This is a genomic window from Micromonospora matsumotoense (assembly GCF_900091525.1).
GTDB lineage: Bacteria > Actinomycetota > Actinomycetes > Mycobacteriales > Micromonosporaceae > Micromonospora > Micromonospora matsumotoensis.
Genome location: NZ_FMCU01000002.1, coordinates 359617 through 376264, shown reverse-complemented (window position 1 = coordinate 376264; position 16648 = coordinate 359617). Strand labels below are relative to the sequence as shown.

17 protein-coding genes are annotated in these 16648 nt (G+C 72.8%); 7 read left to right on the top strand and 10 right to left on the bottom strand.

Annotation, left to right across the window (positions count from 1 at the left end):
• Window positions 1-118: 118 nt before the first annotated feature.
• Window positions 119-679, bottom strand: coding sequence for a GNAT family N-acetyltransferase (locus GA0070216_RS05430; protein WP_091239865.1), 561 nt, complete (start codon window positions 677-679; stop codon window positions 119-121).
• Between the two features lie 457 nt (window positions 680-1136).
• Here GA0070216_RS05430 and GA0070216_RS05425 point away from each other — a divergent pair, with 457 nt between their 5' ends.
• From GA0070216_RS05425 to GA0070216_RS05410, 4 genes are read left to right on the top strand one after another with little or no spacing between them, the layout of a single operon-like run.
• Window positions 1137-1841: a tryptophan 2,3-dioxygenase family protein gene (locus GA0070216_RS05425; protein ID WP_091239862.1), complete on the top strand. Its 705-nt coding sequence runs from the start codon at window positions 1137-1139 to the stop codon at window positions 1839-1841.
• A gap of 55 nt (window positions 1842-1896) precedes the next feature.
• Entirely contained in the window at window positions 1897-3240 is a 1344-nt protein-coding gene (locus GA0070216_RS05420) for a tryptophan 2,3-dioxygenase (RefSeq protein ID WP_091239857.1), read from the top strand.
• A complete protein-coding gene (locus GA0070216_RS05415; protein WP_245722315.1) occupies window positions 3237-4403 on the top strand; it encodes an aminotransferase class V-fold PLP-dependent enzyme in 1167 nt (388 codons plus the stop codon). The genes GA0070216_RS05420 and GA0070216_RS05415 overlap by 4 nt, the downstream gene beginning before the upstream one ends.
• Window positions 4400-5422, top strand: coding sequence for a methyltransferase (locus tag GA0070216_RS05410; RefSeq protein ID WP_091239854.1), 1023 nt, complete (start codon window positions 4400-4402; stop codon window positions 5420-5422). The genes GA0070216_RS05415 and GA0070216_RS05410 overlap by 4 nt, the downstream gene beginning before the upstream one ends.
• Window positions 5423-5473: 51 nt before the next feature.
• On the opposite strand, the gene GA0070216_RS05405 is transcribed toward GA0070216_RS05410, so the two are convergent.
• Window positions 5474-6490, bottom strand: coding sequence for a methyltransferase (locus GA0070216_RS05405; protein ID WP_091239851.1), 1017 nt, complete (start codon window positions 6488-6490; stop codon window positions 5474-5476).
• Window positions 6491-6547: 57 nt separating this feature from the next.
• Between GA0070216_RS05405 and GA0070216_RS05400 the strand changes: the two genes are divergently transcribed.
• On the top strand, window positions 6548-6928 hold the full coding sequence (locus GA0070216_RS05400) for a YccF domain-containing protein (RefSeq protein WP_091239848.1): 381 nt from the start codon (window positions 6548-6550) through the stop codon (window positions 6926-6928).
• A gap of 106 nt (window positions 6929-7034) precedes the next feature.
• Here the strand turns inward: GA0070216_RS05400 and mnhG are convergent, their stop codons facing one another.
• The 8 genes from mnhG to GA0070216_RS05360 all read right to left on the bottom strand — a co-directional run bounded on the left by mnhG (window position 7035) and on the right by GA0070216_RS05360 (window position 15053).
• Complete coding sequence (gene mnhG, locus GA0070216_RS05395) at window positions 7035-7400, bottom strand: monovalent cation/H(+) antiporter subunit G (RefSeq protein WP_091239845.1); 366 nt, start codon at window positions 7398-7400, stop codon at window positions 7035-7037.
• Window positions 7397-7660, bottom strand: coding sequence for a monovalent cation/H+ antiporter complex subunit F (locus GA0070216_RS05390; protein WP_091239840.1), 264 nt, complete (start codon window positions 7658-7660; stop codon window positions 7397-7399). Before GA0070216_RS05390 ends, mnhG begins: the two co-directional genes overlap by 4 nt.
• Window positions 7657-8277 (bottom strand): Na+/H+ antiporter subunit E, encoded by a 621-nt coding sequence (locus GA0070216_RS05385; protein WP_425413137.1) that lies wholly within the window; start codon window positions 8275-8277, stop codon window positions 7657-7659. The genes GA0070216_RS05390 and GA0070216_RS05385 overlap by 4 nt, the downstream gene beginning before the upstream one ends.
• Before the next feature lie 56 nt (window positions 8278-8333).
• On the bottom strand, window positions 8334-9914 hold the full coding sequence (locus tag GA0070216_RS05380) for a Na+/H+ antiporter subunit D (protein WP_091239837.1): 1581 nt from the start codon (window positions 9912-9914) through the stop codon (window positions 8334-8336).
• On the bottom strand, window positions 9911-10411 hold the full coding sequence (locus GA0070216_RS05375; protein WP_091239834.1) for a Na(+)/H(+) antiporter subunit C: 501 nt from the start codon (window positions 10409-10411) through the stop codon (window positions 9911-9913). Before GA0070216_RS05375 ends, GA0070216_RS05380 begins: the two co-directional genes overlap by 4 nt.
• Complete coding sequence (locus tag GA0070216_RS05370) at window positions 10408-13227, bottom strand: Na+/H+ antiporter subunit A (RefSeq protein WP_091239831.1); 2820 nt, start codon at window positions 13225-13227, stop codon at window positions 10408-10410. The genes GA0070216_RS05375 and GA0070216_RS05370 overlap by 4 nt, the downstream gene beginning before the upstream one ends.
• Window positions 13228-13373: 146 nt before the next feature.
• Window positions 13374-13853 (bottom strand): cation:proton antiporter regulatory subunit, encoded by a 480-nt coding sequence (locus GA0070216_RS05365; protein ID WP_091239828.1) that lies wholly within the window; start codon window positions 13851-13853, stop codon window positions 13374-13376.
• Between the two features lie 252 nt (window positions 13854-14105).
• Complete coding sequence (locus GA0070216_RS05360; RefSeq protein ID WP_091239825.1) at window positions 14106-15053, bottom strand: ion transporter; 948 nt, start codon at window positions 15051-15053, stop codon at window positions 14106-14108.
• Between the two features lie 180 nt (window positions 15054-15233).
• Between GA0070216_RS05360 and GA0070216_RS05355 the strand changes: the two genes are divergently transcribed.
• The gene (locus GA0070216_RS05355) at window positions 15234-15974 is read left to right on the top strand and encodes a hypothetical protein (protein WP_091239822.1); all 741 of its coding nucleotides are present in this window, start codon (window positions 15234-15236) and stop codon (window positions 15972-15974) included.
• Window positions 15974-16636 (top strand): DUF6529 family protein, encoded by a 663-nt coding sequence (locus GA0070216_RS05350; RefSeq protein ID WP_342670708.1) that lies wholly within the window; start codon window positions 15974-15976, stop codon window positions 16634-16636. Before GA0070216_RS05355 ends, GA0070216_RS05350 begins: the two co-directional genes overlap by 1 nt.
• The last annotated feature ends 12 nt before the right edge of the window (window positions 16637-16648 follow it).

The following is a 16648-nucleotide window of genomic DNA, read 5'->3' as shown; positions in this document are numbered from 1 at the left end:
CGACGCGAGTGACACGGCCGCCGGTACGGGTGACGCGGCCTCGCCGGTGCGGATGACCCAGCCCCGGTGTACGGGTGACGCGGCCCGGCCGGTGCGGGTGACGCGGCCCGGCCGGCGGTCAGTGACCGATCGGCTCCCGGTCGAGGAACATGAGTTGGGCGCGCTTGTCCGGCAGGTCGATCTGCGGGCCGGGCACGAAGCCGGCCCGGGCCAGCCGGTCGACGGCCCGCGTGTTGCGGGCGTCCGGCTCGGCCACGATCCGCCGCCTGGTCGGGTCCGCCAGCACGAACGCGAGGAACGCGTCGAGGAGCACGCCGGTGAAACCGGGCTCGACACCCCCGTCCGGGGGACCGATGAGCAGGTGGATGCCGAAGTCGCCGGGACGCACGTCGTAGCACCGCCCGACCGGGTCGGCGGCCGGCTCGTAGGTCTGGAACAGCGCCACCGGCCGGCCGTCCCGATGGACCAGGTAGGCGTGGTGGGTGGTCAGCGAGTCGAGGTACGTGTAGATCTCCCGGACCCGCTCGAGGCTGGCATCACCCATGCCCCAGAACCGGGACCGTTCCCGGGTCACCCAGTCGTGGATCACCACGACGTCCCGGTCGGGCGCCACCGGCCGGATGGACACCTCACCGAAGCCGTCGATCGGACCCGAGTCGAAGGTCGACGCCGCCGTCATGGCACTCCTTCCGGGGACCGATCCCGCGGACACCGCCGACCACTGTCGGCCACCGCGCAGTCGCACCTCGCGCCGCCGCCTCGTAGGTAAGGTCGACCCAACCACGCACTCGCACAGTAAGCAACCGAACACTCCGCGCATGTCTCGGCCGACAGCGAAGGCAGTGGACCCGGTTCGGCAACCCCGGAGAACCTCGTCGACCAGCATCGACGCGGTCGCCGCCCCACTTCCGGGTCGAGCCGGTCAACTGTGACATGTCAGGCACTGCTCAGTATTGACGGAAGTAATTCATTATGTTAGCGCTCACATTCCTGGGCAAGAAAGGCGTCCCTCATCCCCGGCACCCGACCGTCCTGCGCCTCGGACAGGGGGTGACACATTGCCTTTCTTCGTTGGATAATTGCCGCCGTTGAGCGCCGGCACCCGTGCCGCGCCGGCGCTTACCGGAGGGACAGTCGTGAAACGTGACCAGTCACCCGTGCTGCCGGGCGACGGCCCTACGGACTATGCCCGTTACATGCGCACCGATGAGCTGCTCGATCTGCAGCGCCGCCCGGAGGAGATGCTCCACCGCGACGAGTTGCTCTTCCAGGTGGTGCACCAGTCCGCCGAGTTGTGGCTGAAGCTCGCCGGCGCCGAGCTGACCGCCGCCGTCGCGCGGACCGAGGCCGCAGACCCGCTGGCGGCAACGGCGTTGCTGGCCCGCGCGACGCTCGCGGTCCGGCTGGTCACCGACCAGTTGGCGATGTTCGGCCACCTGTCACCGGTCGACTTCCAGGCGATGCAACCCGCGCTGGGCAACGGGTCCGGCGCCGAGTCACCCGGCTGGCGGCAGGTCGCGTCGGTGAGCCGACAGCTCGGCCGGGCCTTCGCCGAACAGCTCACCGCCCGGGGCGACACGCTCCGCACGCTGCCGCCGGGCGACCCGACACACCGGCTCGCCACGGCGATGATCGCCTGGGACGAGCAGGTCGCCCAGTGGCGGGCACGCCACTACCAGGTCGCCCTGGCGGTCGGCGGCCACCCTCCCGACGGCAGCCCGGGCAGCCCGGCCACGGTGCTCGCCAAGCTCACCGAGCACCGGTTCTTCCCCGAACTGAGGCCGACCCGACCGGACACCGACCTGGCGGCAGCGACCCATTCCCGCCCCGCAGAGGCATGACGAGCCGCGCCACTCGAAAAATCGTCGGCGCTCCCCCTGACAGATCCCATCCGAGGTGCGGTTCGTGCATGAGCTGACGAGCTGGTCGTCCGACACGGCCGATCCCGAGCAATTTCCCTACGACCCGGTACTCGCGGAATTTCATCGCGCCGGTAAACACTTCGTCAAAAAGGAACTGCTGGCCCTGCTGGACCAGGTCCGCGCCCAGGTGAACGCCCCGACGGCCGTCGCCCGCCAGTTGTCCGCCTTCCTCGACGTGGCGCTCGACAAGTGGGACGACCGGTACGACTACCGCAGCTACCTGGCCCTGCCCCTGCTCCCCCTACCCACCGCCGCCGCCTCCGCCGGCCGCCCGGAGGTCACGCCGGCCGACGCAACCCCAGCGGGCGGACCGGCGGGACGGAGCGGAGCGGGCCGGCCGGCCGGGCAGGTGGCCCAGACCAGCGGGCGGCGGGAACGCGACCGGCTGCTGATCGACCTGGTCGCCGACGCCCTCGCCTTTGAGCTGGCCGCCGCGACCGGCGCGACCGACCTGTTCCCCGAGCAGCGGCCGGGTCCGGCGTTGGTGGCCAAGCGGTACCGGCTCGGGGTGCGGGCCGTGCGCGCCGCACTGACCCGGCTCGGCCTGGCCGGGCTGGTCGACGACCCGGACCCGGTGGCGGCAGCGGTGGCGCTGCACCGGCTCGCCGGCACCGGTCGCGACCCCGCCCGCGAGCGGGTGCTGCGGCTGAGCATGTTGCCGGTCTACGTCTCCCACGACGAGTACCTGTTCATCCGGGTCCTCCAGGCGTACGAGTGTGTCTTCGCCGGGGTCGCCGAGGAGTTGCGGGGCACGATCACCGCGTTGGCCACGGCCCGTCCCCGCCGCGCCGCCGCCCGGCTGGCGTACGCCCAGGAGTTGATCAGCGGCACCGGTCCGCTCTTCTCGCTGCTGGCCACCATGCAACCGACGGCGTTCCGGACGTTCCGCGAGTACACCGAGGGGGCCAGCGCGATCCAGTCCCGTTCCTACAAGCTGATGGAGTCGCTGTGCCGTCCCCCCGCGCCGGACCGGTTGGACTCCACCGCGTACCGGTCGGTGCCGGAGGTGCGCGACCTGGTGCGGGCCGGCCAGCCGTCGATCGACCAGGCCTACCGGACGGCGGTCCGCGACGGGCTGCTACGGGGCACCGACCACGCGCTGGTACGGCAGCGGATGGCGGCCTTCGCCGAGGCGCTGCTGACCTGGCGACGCACCCACCACCGGCTGGCGGTCCGGATGCTCGGTGCGCGCTCCGGCACCGGCTACACCGAGGGCACCCCCTACCTGGCGGCCGTGCGTGCCGATCCGGTCTTCACCACCGTTTCCGCAGACCCGGGTCTCCCCCGGACCGACCCGATTGGAGGCTGCTCCGAGTGAGCGGACCCGACACCCTCCCGGCAGGCTGCCTGGACGCCGCCGCGCACGCCGCCCTGCGCGCCGAGTTCCCGCTGCTGGAGACCTGTGTCTATCTCAACAACAACTCCACCGGCGCAACGCCCCGGGGCGTCGAACGGGTGCTCACCGACTACTGGGAGACCCTGCGCGGCTGGCGCGACGACGTGTGGCAGGGCTGGCACGTCGGTCTCGACCGGTACGCCGACTCGATCGCCGCGCTGCTCGGTGCGCCCGCGGGCAGCGTGGTCACCGACGCGAACCTGAGCACCCTGCTGGCCCGGGTGCTGTCCTGCTTCGACTACCGCCCACCGCGTGACCGGATCGTCACCACCGACCTGGAGTACCCGACGGTGCCGTTCATCGGCGCCGCGTTCCGCCGTTACGGCGCACGGCTCGACGTGGTCGGCACCGGTGGACCCCGGTTCGACCAGGACGCCATCGAGGCCCGGGTCGACGAACGGACGCTGCTGGTCTGCGTACCGCATGCGAGTTTCTCCTCCGGGGCCACCATCGACCTGCCCCGGCTGGTCGCCCGCGCCCACGACGTCGGCGCCCTGGTGGTGGTGGACGCCTTCCAGACCGTCGGCGCGGTCCCGCTGGACGTGACCGCGCTCGGCGTCGACATCGTGCTCGGCGGCGCGCACAAGTGGCTGTGCGGGGCCGGCACCGCGTTCCTCTACGTCCGCCCCGACCTGGTCGAGCGGCTGGCACCGGCGGCGACCGGCTGGCAGGCCGGTGACCGGGCGTTGACCTTCCGGGTGTCGACCGGGTGGGCGGCGGGGGCGCAACGCTTCGCCGGCGGCACGCCGTACCCGCTGACCTCGCTGATCTCCCAGGTCGGCCTGGACCTGCTGGCGGGCGTCGGGATCGGGGCGATCCGGGCGCACTCGCTGGCCCTGACCCAGCGGGTCCTGGACCGGGCGGCGGCGGCCGGCATCGCGGTGGTGAGCCCCACCGACCCGCAGCACCGCGGTGGGGTGGTGTGCCTGGACGTCCCCGACGGCGAGGCGGTCAAGCGGCGGTTGGCCGCGCGGAACATGATCTGCAGCTGGCGGGGTTGGCTGCGGGTCGGGCCGCACGTCTACAACACCCTCGACGAGGTCGACGCGTTCATGGACGCGCTGGCCGAGGAGTCGAGCCGGTGACCGTCACCCTGTCGCCCCGGGCGCTGATGAGCCTGCTCGTCAACGGCCCCAAGGCCGTCGACGTGCTGGAGACCGCGCTGACCCTCGGTCTGCTCGACACACTGGAAGCCGGCCCGGTACGCCTCGACGCGCTGGCCACCCGGCTCGGGGTGCGCCCGCTGCGGCTCTACAAGTTCCTCGACTGCCTGGAGAGCCTCGGCTGCGTCACCCGCCACGAACCCGGTGACGACATCGCCGGGGCCAGCTACCGGGCGGTGCCGGGGCTGCGGGACGCCGTGCTGGCGGTGGTCGGCCCGGACGCGATCGACCGGGACCGGGACCGCTACCCGTGGCGACTGCTGCACGGCCGGCTCGCCGAGAGCCTGCGCGGCGAGGTCGGGATGACCGACGACGACTTCGCCTGGCCACCGAAGACCGACGCGCAGACCGCCGACTTCGAACGCAGCATGGCCGCCGGGCTCGGCCCGGTGATCGAGACGCTGCGCCGGCACGCCGACCGGTTGTGGCCGGACCGGCGACGCCTGCTGGACGTCGGCGGCGGCGACGGCACGCTCGCCGCACACATCCTCGACACCGCCGGCGACCTACGGGCCGACGTGTTCAACCTGGCGCCGGTGGCACCCCTGGTGGCGGCCACCCGGGTCGCCCGGGGGCACCCCGACCGGTTGGGGTTCGTCGGCGGCGACTTCCTGGCCGGGCCGCTGCCGGCGGGCTATGACGCGATGGCCTTCGTCCGGGTGCTGCACGACTGGCCCAACGACGTGGCCCGGCACCTGGTGGAGCAGGCGTACGCCGCGCTGGAGCCGGGTGGGCTGCTGCTGATCGGCGAGGAGTTCCGCACCCCGGACCGGTTGGCCGTGCAGTTCTTCTGGAGCTACTTCCTGATCGGGGTGGACAGCTGCGTGAGCCGGCTGCGGGAGGTCGAGTTCTACACCGGGCTGCTCGCCGAGGTCGGCTTCACCCGGGTCGCGGTGCTGCCCGGCGGGTGGGAGCTGATCACCGCGTACAAGCCGGGCTGACCCCACCGGCCCGGCGTCGACGCTGCTCCCGTCGACGCCGGGCGGTGCGGGTCAGGGGCGGCGGGCCAGCACCGCGCCGTTGGCGCCGGGTGCCTCGAACGGCACCGTGCGGACGTCGACGAAACCGGCGTCGGCCAGCCAGGCGGCGTACTCGGCGCCGGAGTAGTTCTTGCCGCCCTCGGTCTCGACGAGCATGTTCATGCCCATCAGGGCGGCCTCCGGCGGACCGGTGCGCTCGTCGTTGAGCAGCAGCTCACAGACCACGACCACCCCGCCGGGCGGCAGCGCGGCGTGACAGCGGGCCAGCAGCGCCCGGTTGGTCGGCTCGTCCCAGTCGTGCAGGATCATGCTGAGCAGGATGACGTCGTGCCCGTCCGGCAGGGCCGGGTCGGCGAGGAAGTCACCGGCGACCGCGTCGATCCGGCCGGTCAGGCCCGCCTCCGCGATCCGCTCCTCGGCCCGGACGCAGACGTGCGGCAGGTCCAGGATCGTCGCCCGCAGCTGCGGCAGGCGGTGGCAGAACTCGATCGGGAACGCCCCCGCGCCGCCGCCCACGTCGAGCAGCCGGCGGTGCGCGCCGAAGTCGTACGCGTCGGCCAGCGCGCGGGCGGTGAACCGGGAGGTGGCGAACATGGCGTCCCAGAACTGGGCGATCAACTCCGGGTCGGCGGTGTCGAACAACGAGTCCTGTTGCTGCGGATCCCAGGTGAGCGGCCGGTTGCCGCGCAACGCCTCGCCCACCCGGTGCCAGGGCAGATAGGTACGCAGGTCGGAGTAGCGCACCTGCGCCCCGAAGTAGTAGGGCTGCCCCTCGACCAGGAACTGTTCGGCCAGCGCGGAGTTGCGGTAGCCGTCGCCGACCTTGTCGAGCAGCCCCAGCGACGCGCTGGCCGAGAGCAGCAGGTCGGCGGGGCGTTCGTCGAGCCCGAACTCGGCGGCGGCCTCGGCCAGGGTGACCGTCCGCCCGCCGGCCAGGCGGGTGAACAGTCCGAACTCGACCCCGACGGCGAGGGTCTTGAAGCCCCAGACACCGGCGACGAGACTCATGAGAGGAGTGGGAGTGATCATGGAGACATAAGATCATGGAATGGTGACGGGGTGGCAGGCACCGGTCACTATGGAGTAATGATTCGCTTCGTCCTGAACCTGCTGTGGCTCATCCTCGGTGGCGGAATCGTGCTGGCGCTCGGCTACTTCGTGGCCGCGGTGATCTGTTTCGTCCTCATCATCACCATCCCGTTCGGCGTCGCCTCGCTGCGGCTGGCGTCGTACTCGCTGTGGCCGTTCGGTCGCACCCTGGTCGCCAAGCCGGGGGCCGGTGTGCCGTCCGGGCTGGCGAACGTGCTGTGGGTGCTGCTGGCCGGCTGGTGGCTGGCGCTGACCCACCTGCTCGCCGGGATCGCGCTCTGCGTCACGATCATCGGCATCCCGTTCGGCATCGCCAACTTCAAGCTCGTCCCGGCGGCGTTCTGGCCGCTCGGCCGGGAGGTCGTCGAGGCTCCCTGAGCACCCGCCGGGTCGGGACGTTCCCCGACCCGGCCGTCGGGACGGCCCCGGCCGGCGGTCAGGCCCGGCGGTCAGGCCCGGCGGTCGGGCGCGGCGGCCCCGGCGATCAGGCGCGGCGGTCGGCGTGCAGCCGGTCCAGGTGGGCGGCGAGTTCGTCGGTGATCAGCAGGTCGGTGCGGATCCGGTCGTGCGGGTAGCCGGCCCGGCCGATCATGTGCGCGGCGACCGGCGCGGTAGCCAACTGGAACGCACCGACCAGGACCAGGGTGGTGACGTCCACCCCGGTCCGCAGCCGCAGCGCACACCCGAGCAGCACCAGCAGCAGGCCGAGCACCTGTGGCTTGGCCGCCGCGTGCATCCGGGACAGCAGGTCGGGGAAGCGGACCAGGGCGACCCCGGCGGCCAGGCTGAGCAGCGCGCCGCCCAGCAGACAGACCGCGGCCACCACGTCCAGCACCGCGTCGACGCTCACCGGTCGTTCCGCCGGGAGGCGAACCGGGCGACGCTCACCGACCCGACGAAGCCGAGGATGGCCAGCACCACGAGGATCGGCAGCGCGGTCGCGTCCCGGCTGTAGGCGGCCTCGGTGGCCACGGCGGCGACCACGATGGCCAGCAGCACGTCGGTGGCGACCGCCCGGTCGAGCACGGACGGCCCCCGGACGATCCGGGTGAGGGTGAGCGCGCCGGCCACCGCCAGCAGCACGGTGACGATCACGGCGACAGCGGTCATCTCGAAGTCCCTTCCAGGGCGGGCGGGGTGTGCTCACGGACCAGGCGTAGCTCCTGCGCCGAGCCGATCGCCTCGATCAGCCGGGCCTCCAACTCCAGCACCCCGCGGCGGAACTGCTCGACCTCGGCGCGGTCGCGCACCCCGAGGATGTGGACGTAGAGGATGCCGGCGTCCCGGTCGACCTCGACGATGAGGCTGCCGGGCACCAGCGACAGCGCCTCGGCGGTCAGGGTCAGGTTGAGGTCGGAGCGGACCCGCAACGGCACCGCGATGATCGCGCCCAGCGGGGGGTGCCCGAACCGCAGCGCCAGCGCCGCGATCTGGACGCTGGCCACCACCAGGTCGCGCAGGAAGCGCAGGGTGAACCGCAGCAGCGGCAGGGGGTGCAGCCGCCCGGCGAAGGTCACCGGGGGCAGCGGGAAGACGGTCAGCACCACCATCCCCACGACCAGCCCACCGAGCACGTTGGCCCAGCTCAGCGTCCCCCAGAGCAGCACCCAGACGGTGACCAGGACGATCATCGCGACGGCCCGGTTGCGGCGACGGGCCGCCGGGGTCAACGGCAGATCCTCGGGATGCTCCGGCGGTGCCGGGTCCCCGGAGCGCTGCGGCGACAGGTCCTCGGGTGGCGGCGGCGACAGGTCCTCGGACCGCTGCGGCGGCGGATCGTGGCTCACGGGGTACCCCCGGGGTAGACGGCCTCGACGTACGGGGTGCGCCGCAGCAGGTCGTCCGCGGCGTCGGAGCTGAGGTCGAACAGCGGTCCGGCCACCACGGTCAGCCCCAGCCCCAGCACCACCAGGGCGACCGTCGGCGCGATCATCAGGCGGGGCAGCATCGCGCCCGGGTGGGCGTCACGGTCCGGCCCCCGGTAGGGCTGCTCCACCCCGTCGGTGCGGACGGTGTGCACGCTGTCCTGCGGCTCGGGCATCTCCGGGTGCGGGCGACGCCAGAACGCCAGGTTCCACACCCGGGCGATGGCATAGAGGGTGAGCAGGCTGGTCAGCAGCCCGCCCGCGACCAGCACCCAGGCCAGCGGGCCGCCGTCGTCCACCCCTGCCTGGACCAGCCCGAGCTTGCCGAGGAAGCCGGAGAACGGTGGGATTCCGGCCAGGTTCAGCGCGGGGACGAAGAACAGCACGGCGAGCAGCGGCGACAGCCGGGCCAGCCCACCGAGGCGGTCCAGCGCGGTGCTGCCACCCCGGCGTTCGACCAGTCCGGCGGCGAGGAAGAGGGTGGTCTGGATGGTGATGTGGTGCACCACGTAGAAGATCGCGGCGGCCAACCCGAGCGACGAGCTGAGCCCCACCCCGAACAACATGTACCCGATGTGGCTGATCAGGGTGAACGACAGCAGTCGTTTGATGTCGGACTGGGCCACCGCGCCGAGGATGCCGACCAGCATGGTCAACGCCGCCACCACCAGCAGCAGGTCGGCGGTCCGACCGCCGGGGAACAGCAGCGTCTCGGTGCGGATGATGGCGTACACGCCGACCTTGGTGAGCAGGCCGGCGAAGACGGCGGTGACCGGCGCGGGCGCGGTCGGGTAGCTGTCGGGCAGCCACGCCGACAACGGGAAGACCGCCGCCTTGATGCCGAAGGCGAGCAGCAGCATCCCCTGCAGCACCAGCCGCAGGTCGTCCGGGAGCGCGTCGAGCCGGTCGACGAGCTGGGCCAGGTTGAGGGTGCCGGTGGCGGAGTAGACCAGCCCGATGGCCACCAGGAAGATCAGCGACGACAGCAGGCTGACCACGACGTACGTGGTGCCGGCCCGGATCCGGGTCTCGGTGCTGCCCAGGGTGAGCAGCACGTAGCTGGCGACCAGCAGGATCTCGAAGCCGACATAGAGGTTGAACAGGTCACCGGAGAGGAAGGCGTTGCACACCCCGGCGGTCAGCACCAGATAGGTGGGGTGGTAGACCGACAGCGGGGTGTCCTCGTGCCCGTCGGCCATGCCCTGCCCGATGGAGTACACCAGCACGCAGAGCGTCACGGCGGCGGACACCACCAGCATCAGCGCGGCGAGCTGGTCGGCGACCAGCACGATGCCCAGCGGCGCCACCCAGCCGCCGACCTCGACGACGAGCGGCCCGTCGATCGAGGAGCGGACCAGCAGGGTGGCGGCCACCGCCACGGTCGCGGTGAGCACGGTGAGGCTGACCCACCGCTGCGCGCGGGGCCGGCTGGCCAGCAGCAGGGTCAGGGCCGCGCCGAGCAGCGGCATCACCACCGGCAGTGGGACGAGGTAGTTCATGCGTCCCGCCCCCGCTCGCCGGCCGCTGCCGCCACCGACGCCGCCGACGACCGTCGGCTGTCCGGATCGGGCCGGCCGTCGGGGTCGAGCTGGTCGTCGGAGTCGGGCTGGTCGGCGTCGTCGGTGCCCGGCCCCTCGTCCCGGTCGGCGAGGTCCATGATCCGCCGGTCCTCCACGTCGTCCTGCACCTCGTCGTGACCGTTGAGGTGCCAACTGCGGTACGACAGCGCCAGCAGGAACGCGGTCATGCCGAGGGTGATGACGATGGCGGTGAGCACCATCGCCTGGGGCAGCGGGTCGCTCATCTCCCCGGCGTCGGTGGTGCCGACGATCGGCGGGCCACCGGCCCGGCCACCGGTGAGCAGCAGCAGGTTGGCGCCGTTGCCGAGCAGGATGACGCCCATCAGCACCCGGGTGAGGCTGCGCTCCAGCAGCAGGGTCACCCCGGCGGCGAAGAGCACACCGACCACCACGATGTAGGTGAGGTTGGGGGTCACACCAGCTCCTTGTCCCGTACGTCGTCGCGGGCGTCCTCCTGCTGACGGTCCATCTCGGCGCCGAGGCTGCGCAGGATGTCCAGCACCAGGCCCACCACGATCAGGTAGACGCCGACGTCGAAGAAGACCGACGAGACGAAGTGGACCTTGCCCAGCAGTGGCAGGTGGAGGTCGAGCACCGCGCTCTGGAGGAACTCCCCGCCCAGCGGCATCGCGGCCACCCCGGTCCCGACGGCGAGGAAGAGCCCGGCGCCGAGGACCGCGCCGGCGTCGACCGGGGCGGCGGCATTGAGTTCCCGGCGTCCGCCGGCCAGGTAACGCACGGCCAGGGCCAGTCCGGCGACCAACCCGGCGGCGAACCCGCCGCCGGGGGCGTTGTGCCCGGAGAAGAGCAGATAGACGGAGAAGAGCACGATGGCGTGGAAGAGCAGCCGGGTGACCACCTGGAGGATCACCGAGTGCCGGTGCGCCTCGAAGCCGGCGGTCAGCCAGCGTGGCCCGCCGCCGGCCGGCCGGGGGTCGGGGACGGCGCTGCGCCGGTCCAGGTCGCGGGAGCGGCGGAAGATCAGGCTGGCCACGCCGGTGGCCGCCACCACCAGCACGGCGATCTCGCCCATGGTGTCCCAGGCCCGGATGTCGACCAGGATCACGTTGACCACGTTCTTGCCGCCGCCGTAGGAGACCGCCTCGTCGGGGAACCGGTCGGAGATCGGGGTGGCCAGCCGGCCGCTCGCCGCGACCCAGGCCATCCCGGACACGACCGCGCCGACGGCGACCCCGATCGCGATCCGGCCGCGCCGGCTGGCCCGGATCGGCCGGGCGGAGAACTTCACCGGCAGCCGGCGCAGCACCAGCACGAACATGACGATGGTGACGGTCTCCACCAGGAACTGGGTCAGTGCCAGGTCCGGCGCGCCGTGCAGGACGAACATCAGGGCGGTGCCGTAGCCGGCGACGCCGACCAGGATCATCGCGGTGAGCCGGCGCAGCGCGCGGGCGGCCATCACGGCGGCGACGATCACCAGGGCGGCGACGACGGCCTGCAGCGGGGTGTCCCAGGCGCGGAACTGCCGGGGCCACGGCCCCCCGGTGAGCAGCGCCCCGCCGGGCAGCACGACCAGCACCACCAGGATGATCCCGAGGTAGAACGGCAGTGAGCCCCGCTGGGTGGCACCGGTCAGCTCCACCGCGAGCCGGTCCACCCCGGCGACCACCCGCTCGTAACCGGCGGCGCCGTCGAGCGGCGTCCACCGGGTCGCCCGCAGCCGTCCCCGGTGCAGCAGCAGGAACAGGCCACCGCCGACCGCCACCGCGAGCGCGGACAACCCCAGCGCCGGGGTCGGGCCGTGCCACAGCGCCAGGTGGTAACCGGGCTCGGCGGCGGAGAACCCGTCGGCGTACGGGGCGAGCAGCCCGTCGAACGCCGGGGCGGCGACGCCGACCGCCAGCCCGGCGACGGCGAGCAGCGCCGGGGCGGCGAGGAACGACCAGCCCGCCGGGTGCGGATCGGCCGGCGCGACACCGGGCTTGGTGGCGAACGCCCCCCAGAGGAACCGCAGTGTGTACGCCACGGTCAGCGCCGAACCGGCCACCACCCCGGCCAGCACCAGCAGGTCGGCCGTACCGCCGTGGTGGAACGCCTCGAAGGCGGCCTCCTTGGCGACGAAGCCGGCCATCGGCGGCAGCCCGGCCATCGACGCGGCGGCCAGCACGGCGATCCCGGCCAACGCCGGTGCGCGCCGGCCGAGCCCGCTGAGTTCGCGCAGGTCGCGGGTGCCGGTGGTGCGGTCGACGATCCCGACGACGAGGAAGAGGGTGGCCTTGAACAGGGCGTGCGCCAGCACCATCGCCGCGCCGGCCAGCGCGGCGTCGCGGGTGCCGGCGCCGAGGACCACCATCAGCAGCCCGAGCTGGCTGACCGTGCCGTAGGCGAGGAGCAGTTTCAGGTCGGTCTGGCGCAGCGCCACCCAGGCGCCGAGGAAGAGGGTGGCCAGGCCGGCGACGAGCAGCACCACCCGCCAGGCGGTCACCCCGGCGACCGCCGGGCCGAGCAACGCGACCAGGAACACCCCGGCCTTGACCATCGCCGCGGCGTGCAGGTAGGCGCTGACCGGGGTGGGCGCGGCCATCGCGCCGGGCAGCCAGAAGCTGAACGGCACGATGGCCGACTTGCTGAGCGCGCCGAGCAGGATCAGCATCAGCGCCGTGACCAGGTAGCCGCCGCCGGGCAGGTCGGTGGCGACGACCGACCAGCGGTAGCTGCCGGCGTGCTGGCCGAGCATGACGAACCCGGCCAGCATGGCCAGCCCGCCCAGGGTGGTGACCAGCAACGCCTGCATGGCGGCCCGCCGGCTGGCCCGCTTGGCCGGGTCGTAGCCGATCAGCAGGTAGGAGAAGACGGTGGTCAGTTCCCAGAAGACGTAGAGCAGCAGCAGATCGTCGGAGACGACCAGGCCGAGCATGGAGCCGGCGAAGGCGACGAAGACCGAGGCGAAGCGGCCCAGCCCGGGGTCGTCGGAGCGGAAGTACCGGGCGCTGTACGCCAGCACCAGCGCGCCGACCCCGCCGACCAGCACCACCATCAGCCAGGACAGGGTGCCCATCCGCAGGGCGATCTCCAGGCCGATCCGGGGCACCCACGGCCAGGTCTCCACCACCGGCTCGCCCGACCGGACCCCACCGGTACGGGTCAGCGCCCAGACCAGCGTGGCGGCCGGGGCCAATGCCACGGCGTAGAGCGCACGGCGGCCGAAGCGGCGTACCAGCCCCGGGGCGACCACGGCTGCCAGTGCGTGGACCGCCACCAGGACCAGCACATACCCTCCTCGAAGATCACAGTCGGGAGCCACCCACCCGGCCGGGGCGGTGCGGGACCGGCGGCGCGGGGACGGGCGTCCCCGGGTCGCGCGGCCACCGCAGCGGTGGCGTCACCCATGGTTTGTCGGTGTGTCGTGGTACCCGGTCAGTGGCCGGCGAGCACGTCCACGGCGGCCGTGGTGGCCGCTTCCGCCCCCGCGACGACGACCTCGTCGCCGGTGAGCAGGACGTAGTCGTCGCCGGGGGTCGGGACGACCCGGCCGGCGCGGACCACCGCCAGCAGCGACAGCGGCCGGCCGGACAACGCGGTGTCCCGCCAGCGTCTTCCGTCGGCGACGCCGCCCACGGCGACGGGTATTCGCACGACCGTGACGCCGGGTAGCTGGCGTTCCAGCTCGGCGAGGTGGTCAACGGTGACCGCCTGGTGGAGCACCCCGGCGACGGCCTGCGCCTCGGACTGGTCGAGCACCAGCGTGCAGAGCGCGGTGTCGCTGTCGTCGGGGTGGTAGATCACCACGTCGCGACGCCCACCGGGGTGGGAGATGACGCTGGCCTGTTGGCCGTGCGTGGTGGCGAAGCGCTGGCAGAGTCCGACCCCGGGAATGACCGTACGTTCGAACCGCATGCCGACCTCCCTCGCCCACCTGTCCAGGGGGCGTCGACCGGTAACGGCCGCTCGCCCCTTCATCCCTATCATGATCAGGCGTGATCGCCCACCTCCACCGTCCCGCGATGCGGGAAACCTGGACGTCAGCGCCCACCTCGACGGACCCTCGGCAGCCGCGGGGCGACCGGAGCGGGCCCCGCGACCGGCACCGGCCCGGTCAACGGCGGTCGGCCCGGCCGGCGGACGGGCGGCCGGCATCGACGCGGTGCGTCAGCGGACCTCGGTGCGTTCGGCGGACCGGTGGCGGCTCGGTGGCTCGTCGCGGTCGATACGCAGCTCGCGTTCCAACTCGGCGATGACCGCCCGCAGGTCGTCCAGGCGCTGGGTCAGGGCGATCCGGTCCACCTCGTCGGGCACGCCGTCGCCGTCGCCGTCGTAGCCGGGGGCCAACCGCTCGGTCATCTCCAACCGGCGGGCCTCCTCCATCGAGTTGACGATGACCGCGATCAGGATGTTCAGCAGCAGGTTGACCGTGATGATCACGTAGCTGACGTAGTAGAGGAGGGTCCACGGGGACAGCGCCATGCCCTGCTCGACCAGATCCGGCAGGGTCTCCAGGGAGAGCAGCACGAACAGGGTCAGCAGCGACCGGCCGATGTCGCCGTACTGCTCCGGGTAGGCCCGACCGAAGATCAACCAGCCGGCCATGCCGTAGACGTAGAGGGTCACCATGGCCAGCGCGAGGAACCCGCCCACCCCGGGCAGGCTGCGCCAGAGCGCGGCCACGATCGTGCGCAGGCCGGGCGAGAAGCGCACCAGGCGCAGCACCCGGGCCACCCGGACGACGCGCAGCAGCGCCGAGTCGCCGTGCAGCCCGGGGAGGAAGATCGCCGCGATCACCACCAGGTCGAAGACGTTCCACCCGTGCCGGAGGAAGTCCTGCGGCCGACGCCCGTACGCCAGCACCCGGACGGCGATCTCGACGACGAAGGCGACCCGGAAACTCAGCTCCAACCAGTGCAGCGCCGGCCGGGCCGGGCCGAGATCCGGATAGGTCTCCACTCCGAGCACCGCCGCGTTGGCCATGATGAGCACCACGATCGCCGCCTCGAAGGGACGCGACCGGGCGATCCGGGCACACCACTGCGCCAGGCCGGACGGGCGGGCCGGCCCGGGCTCAGGGGCCCGCCGTCGGGCGGGAACGGGCAGGGGCGGCACTGGTCACCGGGTCCCGCGGCGGGACGGGAACGCGGCAGCCATGCCGACACCCTATCGGCCATCCCGGACGGTCACCGACGGCGACGGATCGGGCACCGACCACCTCCGGTCACAGCTTCTCGCCGCGACATTGAACGACCGACGCCCGGACTTCGTACATCCCGGTGAAGGGAGTTGCTCATGAAGCGCATGACCCCGTTGCTCACCCTGCTGACCGGGACCGGCATGGCCGCCGTCCTGTTCGCGATGAGCGCCCAGGCGGCACCGCGTACGGTCGACCCCCGGACGGCCGCGAACGCGGCGGCCCCGCCCGAGGCCGCCGTCGTGTCGCCCGCCGCACCGGCGGAGCCGCCACCGGACGCTGCCCCGGCGGAGCCGTCGGAGCAGCGGGGCCAGCCCGCTCCGTCGCAGACAGCACCGCCGACCACGCCGCCTGCGGCCAAGGCCGACTCCAACTGGACCGGGCGGCTCGACGGCGGCGCCACCATCGCGATCACCGTCACCGACGGCAAGGCGGTGGCGTACGTCTGCGACGGCAAGAAGCTGGAGGTGTGGCTCAACGGCACCGCCGCCAACGGCAAGATGAAGTTGACCGGCAAGAAGGGCGAGGTGCTCACCGGCTCCTTCGGCGACGGTGCCGCCTCCGGCGAGATGGTGGTGGGCCAGCGGCGGTGGAAGTTCACCGCCAAGCAGACCAGCAAGCCTGACCCGGTGCTCTACCGGGCCACCTCGCAGCAGCGCCGCTCCGGCGTCGACGGCGGCTGGATCATGCTGCCCGACGGCAGCCAGATCGGGGTGGTCACCCGCAACGGCACGCCCGTCTCGGCCCCGCCGCTGGACCCCGCGTTCGGCACCACCATCCTGGACGGCCGGACCGTCACCGCGGCGCCGGTGGCGGCCGACCCGGGTGCCGGTGAGTGATGACAGCCCGCCGCAGATTCGAGACCGACGTGGGACGCGGTCTCGACGACGGGCCGTCCGTCCGGGTCCTGTCCGACCTCCCACCCGCCGACCTCCCGCCCGTCCCGACCGGTACGCCGTCCGCCGGGTCCGACGCGCCGCCCGCCTCGGTGGTGGTGCCGCTGCTGGTCGGGGCGGCGGTCGCGGTGGCCATCGGGGCGTACGCCCGGGTGCACCAGCCCACCGGGATCGCGGTCAACGTGGCCGGCTTCTCCAGCCCCCAGGCGGTCAAGGTCTGGCTGGGCAGCGGGGCGGCCTTCTTCGCCGTGGTGCAGTTGGTCACCGCGCTGTCGATGTGGGGCCGGCTCGGCAGCTTCTCGCCCTCCTGGGCGGGCGGGCTGCACCGGTGGAGCGGCCGGGTGGCGTTCCTGCTGACCGTACCGGTGGCGGTGCACTGCCTCTACGCGCTGGGCTTCGCCGACTATGACCTGCGGACCCTGCTGCACTCGCTGCTCGGCTGCCTCTTCTTCGGGGTGTTCACCATGAAGATGCTGGCCCTGCCCAAGCGGGGGCTGGCCGGTTGGGTGCTGCCGGTCGTCGGTGGGCTGCTCTTCACCGTCCTGATGGGAATCTGGGTGACCTCGTCGCTGTGGTACTTCACCACCTTCGGGGTGGGCACCTGACGCGGGGACGGC

Coding starts and splice junctions, on each gene's coding strand:
- GA0070216_RS05430 (WP_091239865.1), bottom strand. CDS start 679: ATGACGGCGGCGTCGACCTTCGACTCGGGTCCGATCGACGGCTTCGGT.
- GA0070216_RS05350 (WP_342670708.1), top strand. CDS start 15,974: ATGACAGCCCGCCGCAGATTCGAGACCGACGTGGGACGCGGTCTCGAC.
- GA0070216_RS05380 (WP_091239837.1), bottom strand. CDS start 9,914: ATGAACTACCTCGTCCCACTGCCGGTGGTGATGCCGCTGCTCGGCGCG.
- GA0070216_RS05355 (WP_091239822.1), top strand. CDS start 15,234: ATGAAGCGCATGACCCCGTTGCTCACCCTGCTGACCGGGACCGGCATG.
- GA0070216_RS05390 (WP_091239840.1), bottom strand. CDS start 7,660: ATGACCGCTGTCGCCGTGATCGTCACCGTGCTGCTGGCGGTGGCCGGC.
- GA0070216_RS05405 (WP_091239851.1), bottom strand. CDS start 6,490: ATGATCACTCCCACTCCTCTCATGAGTCTCGTCGCCGGTGTCTGGGGC.
- GA0070216_RS05365 (WP_091239828.1), bottom strand. CDS start 13,853: ATGCGGTTCGAACGTACGGTCATTCCCGGGGTCGGACTCTGCCAGCGC.
- GA0070216_RS05400 (WP_091239848.1), top strand. CDS start 6,548: ATGATTCGCTTCGTCCTGAACCTGCTGTGGCTCATCCTCGGTGGCGGA.